The 14,457-nt window shown below is 62.6% G+C and carries 13 protein-coding genes and 3 pseudogenes; 7 read left to right on the forward strand and 9 right to left on the reverse strand.

What is annotated here, in order from left to right:
- Positions 1 to 281: 281 nt before the first annotated feature.
- The gene (locus tag Q2K57_RS15355) at positions 282 to 740 is read right to left on the reverse strand and encodes a helix-turn-helix domain-containing protein (protein WP_112056442.1); all 459 of its coding nucleotides are present in this window, start codon (positions 738 to 740) and stop codon (positions 282 to 284) included.
- Between the two features lie 89 nt (positions 741 to 829).
- Here Q2K57_RS15355 and Q2K57_RS15360 point away from each other — a divergent pair, with 89 nt between their 5' ends.
- The 4 genes from Q2K57_RS15360 (at position 830) to Q2K57_RS15375 (ending at position 6,123) form a co-directional block, all read left to right on the forward strand.
- Complete coding sequence (locus tag Q2K57_RS15360) at positions 830 to 3,025, forward strand: heavy metal translocating P-type ATPase (RefSeq protein ID WP_112056444.1); 2,196 nt, start codon at positions 830 to 832, stop codon at positions 3,023 to 3,025.
- Positions 3,026 to 3,042: 17 nt separating this feature from the next.
- Entirely contained in the window at positions 3,043 to 3,525 is a 483-nt protein-coding gene (gene lspA / locus Q2K57_RS15365) for a signal peptidase II (RefSeq protein WP_240724858.1), read from the forward strand.
- A gap of 4 nt (positions 3,526 to 3,529) precedes the next feature.
- Complete coding sequence (lnt, locus tag Q2K57_RS15370; protein ID WP_258396700.1) at positions 3,530 to 5,032, forward strand: apolipoprotein N-acyltransferase; 1,503 nt, start codon at positions 3,530 to 3,532, stop codon at positions 5,030 to 5,032.
- Between the two features lie 74 nt (positions 5,033 to 5,106).
- Complete coding sequence (locus tag Q2K57_RS15375; protein WP_240724521.1) at positions 5,107 to 6,123, forward strand: L,D-transpeptidase family protein; 1,017 nt, start codon at positions 5,107 to 5,109, stop codon at positions 6,121 to 6,123.
- 200 nt (positions 6,124 to 6,323) lie between these two features.
- Here Q2K57_RS15375 and merA read toward each other — a convergent pair.
- From merA to Q2K57_RS15415, 8 genes and pseudogenes are all read right to left on the reverse strand, one after another.
- Positions 6,324 to 7,730 (reverse strand): annotated as a pseudogene (gene merA / locus Q2K57_RS15380) (mercury(II) reductase).
- Positions 7,723 to 7,978, reverse strand: a pseudogene (merF, locus tag Q2K57_RS15385) (mercury resistance system transport protein MerF). The pseudogenes merA and merF overlap by 8 nt, the downstream one beginning before the upstream one ends.
- A gap of 2 nt (positions 7,979 to 7,980) precedes the next feature.
- On the reverse strand, positions 7,981 to 8,277 hold the full coding sequence (gene merP, locus Q2K57_RS15390; protein WP_112055405.1) for a mercury resistance system periplasmic binding protein MerP: 297 nt from the start codon (positions 8,275 to 8,277) through the stop codon (positions 7,981 to 7,983).
- 12 nt (positions 8,278 to 8,289) lie between these two features.
- Positions 8,290 to 8,430 (reverse strand): annotated as a pseudogene (locus Q2K57_RS15395) (mercuric transporter MerT family protein); the annotation flags it as partial.
- The gene (locus Q2K57_RS15400; protein ID WP_304525595.1) at positions 8,411 to 8,815 is read right to left on the reverse strand and encodes an RNase H family protein; all 405 of its coding nucleotides are present in this window, start codon (positions 8,813 to 8,815) and stop codon (positions 8,411 to 8,413) included. The gene Q2K57_RS15400 and the pseudogene Q2K57_RS15395, both read right to left, overlap by 20 nt.
- A gap of 103 nt (positions 8,816 to 8,918) precedes the next feature.
- Positions 8,919 to 9,053, reverse strand: coding sequence for a viroplasmin family protein (locus tag Q2K57_RS15405; RefSeq protein ID WP_181463086.1), 135 nt, complete (start codon positions 9,051 to 9,053; stop codon positions 8,919 to 8,921).
- Positions 9,054 to 9,321: 268 nt separating this feature from the next.
- Complete coding sequence (locus Q2K57_RS15410; RefSeq protein WP_112055403.1) at positions 9,322 to 10,521, reverse strand: site-specific integrase; 1,200 nt, start codon at positions 10,519 to 10,521, stop codon at positions 9,322 to 9,324.
- Positions 10,522 to 10,860: 339 nt separating this feature from the next.
- Positions 10,861 to 11,763 (reverse strand): LysR family transcriptional regulator, encoded by a 903-nt coding sequence (locus Q2K57_RS15415; RefSeq protein WP_304525596.1) that lies wholly within the window; start codon positions 11,761 to 11,763, stop codon positions 10,861 to 10,863.
- A gap of 105 nt (positions 11,764 to 11,868) precedes the next feature.
- On the opposite strand from Q2K57_RS15415, the gene Q2K57_RS15420 reads away from it, so the two are divergent.
- The 3 genes from Q2K57_RS15420 to catA all read left to right on the forward strand — a co-directional run bounded on the left by Q2K57_RS15420 (position 11,869) and on the right by catA (position 14,337).
- Positions 11,869 to 12,990 (forward strand): muconate/chloromuconate family cycloisomerase, encoded by a 1,122-nt coding sequence (locus tag Q2K57_RS15420; RefSeq protein ID WP_304525597.1) that lies wholly within the window; start codon positions 11,869 to 11,871, stop codon positions 12,988 to 12,990.
- A 13-nt stretch (positions 12,991 to 13,003) separates the two neighbouring features.
- Positions 13,004 to 13,294, forward strand: a complete 291-nt coding sequence (catC, locus tag Q2K57_RS15425) for a muconolactone Delta-isomerase (protein ID WP_112055400.1) — start codon at positions 13,004 to 13,006, stop codon at positions 13,292 to 13,294.
- Positions 13,295 to 13,362: 68 nt separating this feature from the next.
- Positions 13,363 to 14,337 carry a catechol 1,2-dioxygenase gene (gene catA, locus Q2K57_RS15430; RefSeq protein ID WP_304525598.1) on the forward strand — a complete coding sequence of 325 codons (975 nt, stop codon included), beginning with the start codon at positions 13,363 to 13,365 and terminating at the stop codon, positions 14,335 to 14,337.
- Positions 14,338 to 14,457: the final 120 nt, after the last annotated feature.

Genomic DNA, 14,457 nt, shown 5'->3' on the forward strand with positions numbered 1-14,457 from the left:
ACGCCTCGGTGGGCACAATGTACCTAGCGTCGCGTGACGCTACAGCCTCAGCGGCACTCACTTCACACGGGCAGGGGTTATGGACGGTGTCTCGCCAGTCACACTGGGGTTTTTAGGCAGCCCCGCCGCCGGCGCGATGATGTATGTCATTAGCCGCGAGATCATTCCCCAGGCCCACCGCAGCGGTCACCAGAACAAGGCGACCCTGGGCTTCTCTATGAAGTTGGTGATCATGCTGTTCCTGAATGTCTCAACTAGGGCACGCTGGGACGCACAGGAGGTTATCCCAAATCGTGAGCGCCTTTGTGGGCTGCCTCACTGATACACAACTGGTGATCACTCAGCACCTCGATGATGCGACAGCTCTCGACCTTGCTGCCGGCGCACTGGCTCACCATCCGCTTGAGCTCGTCACGCAGTGCCGAGAGCCGCTGCAGCCGCGACTCCACTTCCTCCAGGTGATGCTTGGCAACGGCATCGACCTCCTGACAGGGCATGTCGGGCTGGTCGGACATCGCCAGTAGCTCACGCACCGCATCCACCGAGAAGCCAAAGTCTCGGGCATGGCGAATGAAGGTCAGCCGCCTGACAGCTTCTTCGCCATAGCGCCGCTGCCCACCCTCGGTACGCGATGCATCGCCCATCAGCCCGATGCGCTCATAATAGCGCACCGTTTCAGGCTTGCAGCCGGCGCGCCGTGCCAGCTCGCCGATACCGATGGCATGGCTAATCTCCGGCATCCTGATGCTCCTCTCGCATGACTTGAACCTGTAGTTGCTACAGGGATTATGCTTCAAAATAAGATTAAGACATTCGGAGAAGCAACGCCATGACCGAACCAACGCAAAGCACTATCTCGTCGACGCTGACACTGCAGGTGGAAGGCATGGACTGCGGCGGCTGCGAGCGCAAGGTAGAGGCCGCTCTGGGCCGCCTGGAGGGCATCGGGGAGGTGTCGGCCAGTTCGGTCACCGGATCGGTGAGGATTCACCCTCAACAGGATACGACGCCTTCTCATGAGGCGATCGAGCGGATCCTTAACGAGCTCGGCTACCAGCTTGCCACCGATGATGAGGGAGATGAGGCGGATGCCGCTCCGGCCTCTTGGTGGCAGACCGCCAAGGGACGCTTGGTGCTCGTCACGGGGGGGCTGCTGGCTCTGGCCTTCGTTCTCCGCCTGGTCTGGCCTAGCCTAGGCAACTGGCCCTTCGTTGCGGCCACCCTGGTGGGGTTGGTGCCCATTGCACAAGGCGCCTGGGGTGCGCTGAAGATGCGCAACCCCTTCACCATCGAGATGCTGATGAGCATCGCCGCCTTGGGGGCCCTGGCCATCAATGCCGCCGCCGAAGCGGCAGTGGTGGTCTTCCTGTTCGCCGTAGGCGAGTTGCTGGAGGGGGTGGCCGCGTCGAGGGCGCGACGCAGCATCTCGGCCCTGGCGGACCTGACGCCGTCCACGGCGAGGCTGATGGAGGATGGGGATACCCGTGAGGTTTCGGCCGCCTCGCTCACGCCTGGGCAGCGAGTCCTGGTGCGACCGGGCGACCGCGTGCCCTGCGATGGACGTATTCTGACCGGCGAATCCGACCTGGATGAGTCACCGATCAACGGGGAGTCGGTGCCCCGCACGCGGGCGCCGGGGGACGACGTCTTTGCCGGCACGGTCAACCTCGATGCCGCCCTGGAGGTGGAGGTAACCCGCGGCGCCGAGGACAACACCATCGCACGGGTCATCCGCCTGGTGGAGGAGGCCCAGGCCGCCAAGGCGCCGGTGGCACGTTTCATCGACCGCTTCGCTCGCTACTACATGCCGGCGGTGGTGGGGCTCGCCCTGCTGATGGCGGTGGTGCCGCCGCTGGTCTCGACCATGGCCTGGTCGGAATCGATCTATCGCGCCCTGGCCCTGCTGTTGATCGCCTGTCCCTGTGCTCTGGTGATCTCAACCCCCGCGGCGATCGCTGCCGGCCTCTCGGCGGGCGCCCGGCGGGGCCTGCTGATCAAGGGCGGCGCGGTGCTCGAACAGCTGGGTAAGCTGCGGACGGTGGCGCTGGACAAGACCGGCACCCTCACCGCCGGCACCCCCAAGGTCACCGACGTGGAGGACTGGGCCACTGGCCAAGGCACGCAAGAGATCCTGAGGCTGGCGGCTGGGATGGAACGTGACTCCAGCCACCCCATAGCCACGGCCATCCTCGCCCACGCTGAGCAGTTGGGCCTTTCCCTTCCACTGGCGAGTGAGAGCCGCGCCCTGTCGGGCCGAGGGGTCGCCGGTCGGGTCGAGGGGCGTGAGTTGAGCCTGATCACCCCCCGCCACCTGGCAGAGCAGGCCGCTCTCGATCACGACCTGAGCGCTCGGATCGCCGAGCTGGAGGGGGCCGGCAAGAGTCTCGCCGTGCTGGTCGAAGGCGAGCATCCGCTGGGCCTGATCGCCGTGCGCGATGAGCCGCGTGACGATGCCCGGGAGGGGCTGACGGCGCTGTCGCGCCTGGGCGTGCAGGCAGTGATGCTCAGCGGTGACAATGCGCGTACCGCCGCGGCCATCGGTGACAGCCTGGGCATCGAGGCACATGGCGAGCTGATGCCCGAGGACAAGGCCCAGCGCGTTCGTGACTGGCAGGCCGCCGGCCGAGGCCCCGTCGGCAAGGTGGGCGACGGCATCAACGATGCGCCGGCGCTGGCCGCGGCAGAAGTGGGCATCGCCATGGGCGGCGGCACGGATGTGGCACTGGAAACCGCGGATGCGGCGCTGCTCAAGAACCGCGTCGGCGGCATCGCCGAGCTGATCGCCCTGTCCCGAGCCACGCTGCGCAACGTCAAGACCAACGTCGCCCTGGCGCTGGGCCTGAAGGCCATTTTCCTGGTGACCACGGCGCTGGGCATCACCGGCATGTGGATCGCGGTGATGGCGGATACCGGCGCCACCGTGCTGGTGACCCTGAACGCCATGCGGTTGCTGGGTTATCGCTTCTCGCCAGGCAATGCCACGACTGGCTCGGCAAGCCCGCGCTACCAGGCAGCCACGTCATGAGAACGAAACGGATAGAGATGGCGCCGCAGAGCCGCTACTGGTTGGCACTGGCCGTTATGGTCGGCCTGGCCGACCAGGTCATCAAGGGGCTGGTGCAGGCGCTGATGCCGTATGGCCAGACCATCCCGCTGACCCCATTCTTCAACTGGGGTCACTGGTGGAACACGGGGGCGGCCTTAAGCTTCCTCGCCGATTCAGGTGGCTGGCAGCGCTACCTCTTCCTGTGCTTTGCAGGGTTGGCGACTATCGTGCTGACGTTCCTGTTGTGCAGGCCCAGGCCCCGCCTGGAGGCGCTGGGGTACAGCTTGATGCTGGGTGGCGCGCTGGGTAATGGCATCGACCGCCTGGTGCGAGGGTATGTGGTGGACTACCTGGACATCTACTGGCGAGAGTGGCACTGGCCCGCCTTCAACCTGGCGGATATCGCCCTGTTCCTGGGTGTCATCGCCTTTGCGATTGCGGCCTTGCGTGAGCGTCCCTCCCCCAGATTGTCTGAGTGACGGCATGGATGCACAGAACCAGCCAGTCCGGGACATGACGCCTGTCGGACGGCTCTCTCCGGTCCTCGGCTGTTTGCTGGCCCTGACCGCCGGGGGGCTGACCACCCTCAGCGCCGCGCCCTTCACGCTGTGGTGGCTGGGCCCTGTGGCGGTGGCCCTGGTCTATGTCGGCATCCATGCCCTGACACCCGCTCAAGCCGCCCTCCGTGGCTGGTGCTATGGCGTGGGCCTGTTCGGCTCCGGTGCCTCCTGGGTCTTCGTCGCAATCCACGGCTATGGGGATACGGGGGCGCTCCTGGCGCTCTTCCTCACCGGTCTGTTCGTGGCCAGCCTGGCGCTGTTCTATACCGTGCCCTTCTGGCTCTATCGCCGCGTCACGGGCCGACGCCTGGCCTTCCTCAGCTTCGCCGGCACCTGGGTTCTCAGCGAGTGGCTGCGCACCTGGCTGTTTACCGGGTTTCCCTGGCTGCTGCTGGGCACGTCCCAAGTGGACTCGCCGCTGGCGGCCTGGGCCCCGGTGGGCGGCGTCTATCTTCTGTCGCTGATCACCGCCCTGACCGGCACCCTGGGCGTGGAGCTGCTGCGCCGACGCTGGTGGGCCCTTGCCCCTATCGCCGCCCTGTGGCTGGCCCCGTTAGCCTTGCCGGGTCAGTGGACCAGCCCGGCCGGCGAGCCGCTCAGCGTGGCGCTGTTGCAAGGCAACCTCGACCAGAGCATCAAGTGGAGTGCCCAAGGCCAGCGCGAGGCGGTCAACATCTACACGGCGTTGACCGGGGAGCAGCCCGACGGCATCGACCTGATGGTCTGGCCCGAGGTGGCGCTGCCAATGTTCGAGGAGGAGGCGCGGCCCATACTGGAGCGGGTGCAGTCCAACCTCGCCCCCGACACCGCCCTGCTCACCGGCATCCTGCAGCGCGACGGCGGCGACTACTACAATAGCGTGATCGGCCTGGGTAACGCCGAGGGCCACTACCGCAAGGCGCGTCTGGTACCCTTCGGCGAGTACCTGCCGCTGGAGAGCCTGCTCGCCGGCACCATCGCCTTCTTCGACCTGCCCATGCCGACCATGACGCCCGGGCCCGAAGCTCAGGGGCCGATCCACGCCGCCGGAACCACCATCGGTAACGCCATCTGCTACGAGATCATCTATGCCGACCGGGTCGCCGAGCAGGCGCGCGCTGCCGAGCTACTGCTGACGGTCTCCAACGACACCTGGTTCGGCCGCTCCATCGGCCCCCTGCAGCATTTGCAGATGGCCCGTCTGCGTGCGCTGGAGAATGGCCGATACCTGATTCGCGCCACCAGCAACGGGATGACTGCCATCGTCGATCCTCAGGGCAGTGTCACAGCCCGCGCACCACAGTTCCAGGCGACGAGCCTTCGCGGCGAGGTGCGGCCCATGGTGGGAAACACGCCGTTCACCCGAACCGGTAGCTGGCCAATCTGGCTATTGGCCGCCTTACTGGTGCTGCATGGATGGCGACTTAACACACGTCGGTCTGGATGATAATGGTCCAGTCAAAAAAGGAGAGAATTATGGCGTTATCGAAACCTCACTCTGGTACAGCGAGAGAAGCTCCATTGTGGCAGCTCCGAAAACGCACAGTGGTGGGGGTGCTGGCCGGTTGGCTGGCACTCATCGGCGCTTCTCAGGCCGAAGAGGAGGGCGAATGGCCCCGCGGCCACTATCCGCTGCCTGAGGAAGGCAATGTGATCGGCGACACCTACCGCATAACGGTGGATGATCGAGAGGATACCCTGCTCGATATCGCCAGGCGACACAACCTGGGGTACCGGGAGATCATGCGAGCCAATCCGGACACCAGCATCTGGATCCCCGGCGAGGGAACCGAGGTGACCATTCCCGGACGCTTCATCCTGCCCGATGTCGAGCGCAACGGGATCGTCATCAACATCGCCGAGCTGCGCCTTTATTACTATCCCGAGGTGGATGACGACGAGACGCCGCGTGTCGAGACCTATCCTATTGGCATCGGTCGCGAGGGCTTCGGTACGCCCCTCGGTGTCACCAAGACCACCATGAACATCAAGAATCCCGCCTGGTATCCACCCGAGTCGGTTCAGCGTGAAGCCAGGGCACGCGGTGAAGAGGCGCCCAGCGTGGTGCCCCCAGGCCCGGACAATCCGCTGGGAGACCATGCCATTATCCTTGGATTCGATGGCTACTTGATCCATGGGACCAACCAACCGGATGGAATCGGCATGCGTGCCAGTCGTGGCTGTATTCGCATGTTCCCCGGGGACATCGAGTCGATCTTCGACCGCGTGCCCGCCGGCACCCAGGTCCGAATCGTCAACCAGTCCATCAAGATCGGCTGGTACGAGGGGCAACTGCTGGTTCAGGCATTCCCGCCTTTGGAGGGAGAAGGGCACAGCATGTCCACATTGGTAGAGACCATCACACGTCTCAACCAGCGCAACGCCGAGGGCTGGAGCTTCGATTATGAACAACTTCGCGGACTATTAGATGACCCCAGCGGTCGCATGGTAGCCCTGAATCCCAAGCCGGAGCCGGATAGAACGCATGACACTGACTACCAGGGTATCTACGCAGAAATCGCGCTGGGCAGGCCATGATGACGACGACACGGCGAGTCCTGTCAGTCTCGTGACGCTGACTTCAGGCGTGGATGATACAGGATCTATCGTCCTCTGCAGGGCCACTTTGCCTATGGTCATGTCACTCATGTCGGCACCTGCGAAGTCTCCGAAAAGAGTTTACTGGCCTTACCATGGTACGGTGGTAAAGGACGCAGACGTGTAGGCAACGCTATCGTTCACCCGGCACAGCAGGACAACTGCGTCACATCCTTGGTGAAAGTCTGGGCACAGAGCTTGAGCCCTTCCACCATGGTCAGGTAGGGAAATAGCTCATTGGCGATGTCGTGTAAGGTCATGCGTGCGCGTAGCGCCATCACCGCCGTCTGGATCAGCTCACCGGCTTCCCCCGCCACCGCCTGCACCCCCAGCAACCGGCCCGAGTCGCGTTCGGCCACCAGCTTGATGAAACCACCGGTGTCGAAATTCACCAGCGCACGCGCCACGTTTTCCAGGTCCAGCTCGCGGGTATCGACGCTGAAGCCTTGCTCGATGGCCTCGGCTTCCGTCAGGCCGACGGTGGCCACCTGGGGGTCGGTGAAGATCACTGCCGGCATGGCGCTCAGGTCCAGGGTGGCTTCGCCCCCGGTCATGTTGACGGCAGCCCGGCTGCCCCCGGCGGCGGCGACATAGACGAACTCCGGCTGATCGGTGCAGTCACCGGCGGCATAGAGCCCCGGCACCGTGGTGTGCAGATGCTCATCGACCAGAATCGCCCCACGTGCGGTTTCCACGCCGAGGCTCGCCAGGTTCAGGGCCTCGGTATTGGGTGTCCGTCCGGTGGCCACCAGCAGTTGATCCGCCCGCAAGGTGCCGGCGTTGGTGTCGACAATGAATTCATTGTCGGTGTAGTCCACGCGGCCCGCCTGGGTCTGCTTGAGGACCTCGATGCCCTCGCGGCGAAACGCCGCCTCCACCGCATCCCCTACCGCCGGGTCTTCCTGGGACAGCAGGCGGCTGCGGGCCAGCACGGTGACCTGGCTGCCCAGCCGAGCGAAGGCCTGGGCCAGTTCCAGGGCGACCACTGAGGCCCCGATCACGATCAGCCGCTTGGGAAGGGTATCCAGTGCCAGCGCGCCGGTGGAGGTCAGGTAGGGAGTGTCGGCCAAGCCCGGCACCGGCGGTGCTGCCGGTCGGGCGCCGGTGCCGATGAAGGCGCGATCGAAGCGGACGGTCTGCTCGCCGCCCTCATTCAGCGTGACCGTCAGGCTATGGGCATCGACGAACCGCGCCTCCCCCTTCAGGACCGTGATGGCCGGGTGGTCGCGGAGTATGCCTTCATACTTGGCATCGCGCAGTTCCTCGACACGCCGCTGTTGCTGCTCGAGCAGCTTGGCCCGATCTACCACCGGCGCTTGGCTGCTCAGGCCGGCATCGAAGGGGCTTTCCGTGCGCCAGTTGGCGATATGGGCCGCGCGAATCATGATCTTGGAAGGTACACAGCCGGTGTTGATGCAGGTACCGCCGAGGGTGCCGCGTTCTATCAGGGTGATGCGGGCGCCGCGTTAGGCGGCCTTCAGGACCGCCGCCATGGCGGCGCCGCCGCTGCCGATCACCGCGATGTGCGGGTTCTTGTCATCACTCATGAGGGGAATTCCTTGAATAGGTAGAGGCGTTGTTACAGCAGGCGTCGTATTGCTTCTTGCGCCATAGCGCATAGAGGGTCAGGCCGATGAAGAAGGCCAGGGCAGGAAGCAGTACCACGTCCAGGTAGCTGGTCAGTGCCGCCAGGCCAACGGTGCAGCAGGATCACCAGGATGGGCGTGAAGCAGCACAGCGCCAGCAGGACGGTGCCAATCACGCTTGCGCGCAGCAGGGGCTTGGGGTTCTTCATGGTCACTCCCGATCCGCTTCCGAGGGTGTCGGGGATGAGGGGGAGCCGGCGTTGGTGGTGGCTTCGGTCAATGCTTCGACGTGCGTTCGTGAATCGTCGAAGGTGACCACCGCCTCACGATCCGGGTAGCTCACATCGACGTGCGAGACACCGTCCACTTTGTTGAGGGCGGCCTTGACGGTGATCGGGCAGGCGGCGCAGGTCATGCCCGGCACCGACAACGTCACGGTCTGCGGGGCGGCCCAAGCCGACGTGGCGAGCGTCGCGGAAAGCGCAATGCAGGCAGCGAGTCGTTTCATGGCGATCTCCTCTTAGTAGAACAGGGGCAGGAGGTAAGGAAACAGCAGCGCGATCAGCACCAAGGCAGCGACGATCCAGAAGATGGCTTTATACGTCGTGCGAACCTTTGGCATCGCGCAGGTTTCGCCTGGCTTACAAGCGGTGGTAGGCCTGTTGGTCGGCCCCGTACATTGCCATCCTGTCGGCTAGTTCGTTGCCTTCAACTCCTGCGTCCCCTTTGACGTGGGCGATGGTCAGCGACGATTTGAGGCTTTCGTACAGCGCATGCGTGGGCTGGATGATCTCCGGGTTCTTTATCGCCTCTCCATTGACTTTCTTCCAGCCGCGCTTCCGCCATTCGCCGGCCCACTTCGTGATGGCGTTGGTGGTGTACATGGAGTCGCAGTGGATCCGCACGGACGATCCCTGCGCAATTTCCTCCTTGGCCATATGTAGAGCTTGGAAAAAGGCGTTTAACTCGGCTGTATTGTTGGTCCCCTTGGGGTTGTAGAGGCCATACCAGAGCTGGTCGAGGGTGCCCTTGCGGTAGATGGCCATGCCCGAGCCGGCATCACCAAGATTGGGGTCACAAGCACCATCGCAGTAGATTTCCGTGTCGAAGGTCTCTCCCGGGTGAGTATGATCGTCCTTTTTTGACGCCTTATTCCGCCGAGATGTGCGGCCCGAAGGGGCCGAGGCCACGCTGCCAGATGTCGTCGCCTTCTTGTGTGGTGAAGATCCCGGTCTGCCGGCCGACCCAAACGACATAGAATTTGGGGGCTTTCTTTGCTGTCATGCGGCGCTCCGTGGCGGTGATGTTCTGATGCAGGAATAGAAGAGCCCGCCCCTTACAAGCCGGGCTCGGTCAGTCAACATAGTTTCCTAAAGCTCTCTGGGCGATTCGAAGTGTCTTGAATGCAGCTCGTCAGCGTAGCGCTCGATGAAGTGTGCTACCTGTTGTAACGCTTTGATAACAAGAAATACTGCTGTAGGGCCTGCAGGCTGCCTTGCCACAGCAAAACATGCGCCATGCCCGAGTGTTCAGTACTTCAAGAGTGTCCTTACTAGCTCTGCGGTAGGATGAAATCGGCCCAATTCTGCATCATGGCCCGTCGCTTATTGAAGAGGTCTCCACGGCGATAGGCCGCTTCCACCTTGTTCTCGATGGTGTGGGCCAGCGCCATTTCTGCGACGTCACGAGGATAACTGGTGACTTCGCCGGTCCAATCGCGAAAGCTCGAGCGGAAGCCGTGGGGCACGTAGTCGCCCCGTTCGCCACCCTGACCATAGCCGATGCCTCGCATCAGCTGCAGCATGGCCATATTGGAGAGAGGGCGTCCGTAGCGCGCTCCGGGGAAGACATAGGAGTTGCCCTTCACTCGCGGTAGCTGGGCCAGCAGCTCCACCGCTTGCCGTGACAGCGGCACACGGTGTTCGCGGCGTGCCTTCATTCTGTCGGCTGGGATCGTCCAGGTTTGATTGTTGAGGTCGAGCTCCAGCCAATCAGCGCGCAGGACCTCTGAAGTGCGCGTAGCTGTCAGGATCAGGAACTGCAGGGCCCTGGAGGAAACGCTGGTATAGCCCTGAAGCTCGGCCATGAAGGCGGCAACATCATCATAGGGCATAGCCGGATGGTGGCTTACCTGCTTGACCCTAGATGGTTTGGCCAGCAGCTTGTCGAGGTGCCCACGCCAGCGGGCCGGGTTCACAGGATCTCGGTAGTTGTGCGCCGCGGCGTAGTCGAGGACGTTCTCAATCCGGCCTTGCACGCGCTTGGCCGTTTCGGTCTTGCTGGTCCAGGTCGGTGACAGGATTTTCAGGACGTCTTGGGTGGTGACCTCATCGACAGGCTTGTTTCCGATGACCGGTCGAGCGTAGGCCTTCAACGTGCTGACCCATTGCCGCGCGTGCTTGGCGTTCCGCCAGCTGCGGCGGTGGGACATGATGTAGCGGGCGGCACAGCTGGTGAAGGTGGGCGTGGCCTCGTCTACTTGCTCTTCTTCTACCTTGGCCTCAAGGGGATCAAGGCCTTCCTTGATGAGGCTACGGTTCTTGCCGGCACGAGCTCGCGCTTCAGCAAGGCTGACGTCCGAATAGCTACCAAGGCCCATGTCGCGAAGTTTGCCATTGCGCCGGAACCGATAGATCCAGCTTGCTCCCCCTTTCTTGCCGATCTTGAGGTACAGGCCCTCACCATCGTTGGTCAACCCGGGCTTGGCCTCCCTGACCAGTTTCTGCACTCCACGTGTGGTGAGCTTGCCCATGGCCGCCTCCTCGTTGTCGAAGGATTAGCGTACCATACCCTAGCCCATACTCCGGCCCATACTTTGACTCTGGAAATGTCGGTACGGCTTTGGATCTTGCTGGACAGAGATTAAAAAAAATAAAGCTAAAACAATGAGTAATTATATTTTATTGGATGTTTCTGAAGCCTAATCAAGCGGACTGTCCCTCCGCCACCGCATCAAGCAAATCAGCCACCTACGGGTGGCTTTTTTGTATCTATACGTTAGAAAAGCCCGATATGGGCCGATCTGTATAACGATCGGGAACATATTAGGTTATGCAGGAACCTTTGAACCGGTGTAGGAGGTAGGCCAAAGTCAGGGATAGCGCCCACTCCGACGGTTCTCGACCAGCACGGCGAGGATAGCGTTGGCGGCCTGCATGATCTCATTTGGCTTTTCCCCCCGGCGCCGGCTGCAGAGGATGGGAATTGTGATGTGCTTCTCGGCCAGATAGACGTAGTTGATACCGTCGCGCTGAAGCCTGCGAACCTGTTCGGGGACCAGGGTGATGCCCAGGTCCGAGGCCACGAGCCCCAGCGCTGTCTGCATCTCATTGGCTTCTTGCGCGACTCTTACCCGCAGTCCACGGCGGCGGAACATGCCGAGTACGCTGTCCGCCATGCTTGGACGCGGCGTGGCTGGAAACAGGATCAGTGGGTATTCGGCCAGTTGCGCCATGGTCGGCGTAGTGCCTTCGAGAGGGTGGCCGTTAGGCAGTGCCGCCATCATCGGCTCTTCGAACAATACCTCCTGCTCTATATCGGGGTCGTCGATGCGCAACCGGCCGAATCCCAAATCGATACGCCCCGCCTTCAATGCCTGGATCTGCTGCACGGTGGTCAGTTCCGCCAGCGTCAGCTCTAGATCCTCCTTTTGTCGTAGCCCGCGCACCAGCAGCGGAAGCTGGCCGTAGAACACCGACGGAACGAAGCCGATGCCGAACAGCTGGTGCTTGTTGCGGGCGATACGCCTGGTGCCAGCGACCGTGGTGTCGACTTTCTCCAGTATCTGCAGGGTATGCTCATGAAAGAACTGACCCGCGGGGGTGAGGGTCAGACCTCGGGAACTTCGCTCGAACAGTCGAGTGCCGATTTCTTCTTCTAACTGATTGATCTGGCGAGTTAAAGGGGGCTGAGCCATGTTCAGTCTGGCGGCCGCTCGGGTCATGTTCAGCTCTTCGGCCGCTACGCAGAAGTACCGCAGGTGGCGCAACTCCATGATACCTCCAGGGTATGGAAAGGCACTTAAACAATATTGGTTCCGTCTGCAGGCTGCAATCAAACTGCCATGCAATTACCAGATTCCTGGAACTCGGAGCCATCTATGCCCCCCGTGATCAACTCAATCGAGACGTTGCTGGTCGACCTGCCGACCATCCGCCCGCACAAGCTCTCCATGACGACGATGGCCTGCCAGACCCTGGTCATCGTGCGGATGCATCAAAGCGATGATATCGAGGGTATCGGTGAGGGCGCCACCATCGGCGGCCTGGCCTATGGCCCCGAGAGTCCCGAGAGCATCAAGACCAACATCGATACCTACCTGGCGCCACTGCTGGTCGGCCAGCCCTCGGGCAACATCCATGCGCTACGTGCACGGCTGAATCGGCATGCCCGCGGCAACGCCATCGCCAAATCGGCACTGGAAACTGCACTGCTTGACGCTCAAGGCAAGCGCCTCGGCCTATCGGTGGCTGAGTTGCTGGGTGGTGCTCGCCAGTTACATCTGCCGGTGCTCTGGACCCTGGCCAGCGGCGACACCCAGAAGGACATCGACGAGGCCCTGCTGCGTCTCGAGCAGCGTCGCCATTGCGACTTCAAGTTGAAGATCGGTGCCAACTCGGTGGATCAGGATGTGCGCCATGTGGCGGCTATAAAGGAAGCCCTGGGGGACAGGGCAAGCATCAGGGTCGATATCAATCAGGCCTGGGACGAGCCCACTGCCGTGCGCGGCATTCAGGCACTTCAGAATGCCGGTATCGATTTGATCGAGCAGGCTATTCCCGCCCGCGAGCATGCCGGCCTGGTCCGGCTGTCACAGCGCTTCAATGTACCGATGCTGGCGGACGAGGCCGTTCAGGATGCCCGCGATGGGCTCGATCTGGTGACTGGCGGATTCAGCGGCGCCTTTGCCCTGAAGATCGCTAAGTCCGGCGGGCTCTTCGGGGTCCTGGAGTTGTCCCATGTGGCAAAGGCCGCCGGCATCGGCCTCTACGGCGGCACCATGCTGGAAGGCTCCATCGGCACCGCAGCGTCCCTGCATGCCTGGGCGACCCAGGACGAAATGGCCTGGGGTACCGAGATGTTCGGCCCGCTGCTGCTTAAGGACGACATTGTCGTCGAGCCTCTCCACTACCACGAGTTTGGGGTCGATCTCCCGAAAGGACCTGGACTCGGCGTCACCTTGGATGAAGACAAGCTCGCACACTACGCACGCAAGAACTGAAAAGGAGAACGTCATGCTGTTTCAGGTGGAAATGACCGTCAAGCTGCCGCCGTCCATGCCGGCCGAGCAGGTCGCCGAGATCAAGGCAACCGAGAAGGCTTACTCCCAAGAGCTGCAGCGCGCAGGCAAGTGGCGCCATCTGTGGCGCGTGGCTGGCAGCTACTCGAACGTCAGCATCTTCGATGTCGAAGACAACGCCGAACTGCAGGAGCTGGTCAGTAACCTGCCGCTCTTCCCCTACATGGAAATCAGCGTCAAGCCCCTGTGCCGCCACCCGTCCTCTATCCGCGAGGATGATGCCTGAAACGCGGATAACGCACGCCAGCGTCCGCGAGCGGAATGGAAAACCATAACAAACGAGGATAATCGACCATGACCGTTAAGATTTTTGACACCCCCGAGGTTCAAGACTTCCTGACCACCGTCGCCGGCTTCGACCAGAGCGGCGGCAACGAACGTACCAAGCAGATCATGCATCGGCTGCTCTCGGACCTGTTTCGCCTGATCGATGACTTCGATGTCAGCGAGGAGGAGTACTGGTCCGCCGTCAACCTGCTCAACGCCTTGGGCAGCCAGACTCAGTTCGGCCTTCTGTCGCCGGGCCTGGGCTTCGACCACTATCTGGATATGCGCCAGGACGCAATCGATGCCGAGGCCAAGCGCACCGGCGGCACGCCGCGTACTATCGAGGGCCCACTCTATGTGGCAGGCGCCCCGCAGGCCGAAGGCTTCGCGCGGATGGACGATGGTCAGGATACGGATGGCGAGACCATGTGGCTGACCGGTCAGGTGCGTGATGTCGAGGGCAACCCGGTGGCTGGCGCCAAGGTCGAGATATGGCACGCCAACTCCAAAGGCGGCTACTCCTTCTTCGACGAGACTCAGAGCGAATACAACCTGCGTCGCACCATCCTTACCGACAGCGAGGGCCGCTACACGGCTCGCAGCATCATCCCCTCCGGTTACGGCGTGCCGGAAGGTGCTCCCACCGATGTGGTACTGAAGGCTCTGGGCCGGCATGGCGAGCGTCCGGCGCATATCCATTACTTCGTCTCCGCGCCGGGGCATCAGCACCTGACGACCCAGATCAATCTGGCCGGCGACCCCTATACCTTCGATGACTTCGCCTTTGCTACCCGCGAGGAACTGGTGGTTCCTGCCCGCCGTAGCGAAGACGCCGCCGAGATTGCCAGCCGCCAACTGGACGGCCCCTTCGCTGAAGTGGTGTTCGACGTCGGACTAGCCAAGACCGACGCCCCCGAGCTGCAGGTTCGCCACAAGCGTCCGCGGGCCAAGGAAGACGAGCAGGACCAGGCGAGCCAACTGGCGGGTACCGCCAGGGTCTGATCGCCCGGCTGACGACACCTTTCCCTATCTGCATCGAACGTGCCCGTGCTGCCGACCCTGTCGACGGCACGGCCGGGGCCCCTGCGCTCCAATAACGTCAATAACATGATCGCCAAGCGA

The organism is Halomonas sp. I5-271120 (assembly GCF_030553075.1).
GTDB lineage: Bacteria > Pseudomonadota > Gammaproteobacteria > Pseudomonadales > Halomonadaceae > Onishia > Onishia taeanensis_A.

What these genes read in the sequence shown, in the direction of transcription:
- catC (WP_112055400.1), top strand. Translation starts at nt 13,004, where the DNA reads ATGCTGTTTCAGGTGGAAATGACCGTCAAGCTGCCGCCGTCCATGCCG.
- merP (WP_112055405.1), bottom strand. Translation starts at nt 8,277, where the DNA reads ATGAAACGACTCGCTGCCTGCATTGCGCTTTCCGCGACGCTCGCCACG.
- Q2K57_RS15420 (WP_304525597.1), top strand. Translation starts at nt 11,869, where the DNA reads ATGCCCCCCGTGATCAACTCAATCGAGACGTTGCTGGTCGACCTGCCG.
- Q2K57_RS15360 (WP_112056444.1), top strand. Translation starts at nt 830, where the DNA reads ATGACCGAACCAACGCAAAGCACTATCTCGTCGACGCTGACACTGCAG.
- Q2K57_RS15355 (WP_112056442.1), bottom strand. Translation starts at nt 740, where the DNA reads ATGCCGGAGATTAGCCATGCCATCGGTATCGGCGAGCTGGCACGGCGC.
- lspA (WP_240724858.1), top strand. Translation starts at nt 3,043, where the DNA reads ATGGCGCCGCAGAGCCGCTACTGGTTGGCACTGGCCGTTATGGTCGGC.
- Q2K57_RS15415 (WP_304525596.1), bottom strand. Translation starts at nt 11,763, where the DNA reads ATGGAGTTGCGCCACCTGCGGTACTTCTGCGTAGCGGCCGAAGAGCTG.
- Q2K57_RS15405 (WP_181463086.1), bottom strand. Translation starts at nt 9,053, where the DNA reads ATGACAGCAAAGAAAGCCCCCAAATTCTATGTCGTTTGGGTCGGCCGG.
- Q2K57_RS15410 (WP_112055403.1), bottom strand. Translation starts at nt 10,521, where the DNA reads ATGGGCAAGCTCACCACACGTGGAGTGCAGAAACTGGTCAGGGAGGCC.
- catA (WP_304525598.1), top strand. Translation starts at nt 13,363, where the DNA reads ATGACCGTTAAGATTTTTGACACCCCCGAGGTTCAAGACTTCCTGACC.
- Q2K57_RS15400 (WP_304525595.1), bottom strand. Translation starts at nt 8,815, where the DNA reads ATGGCCATCTACCGCAAGGGCACCCTCGACCAGCTCTGGTATGGCCTC.
- lnt (WP_258396700.1), top strand. Translation starts at nt 3,530, where the DNA reads ATGGATGCACAGAACCAGCCAGTCCGGGACATGACGCCTGTCGGACGG.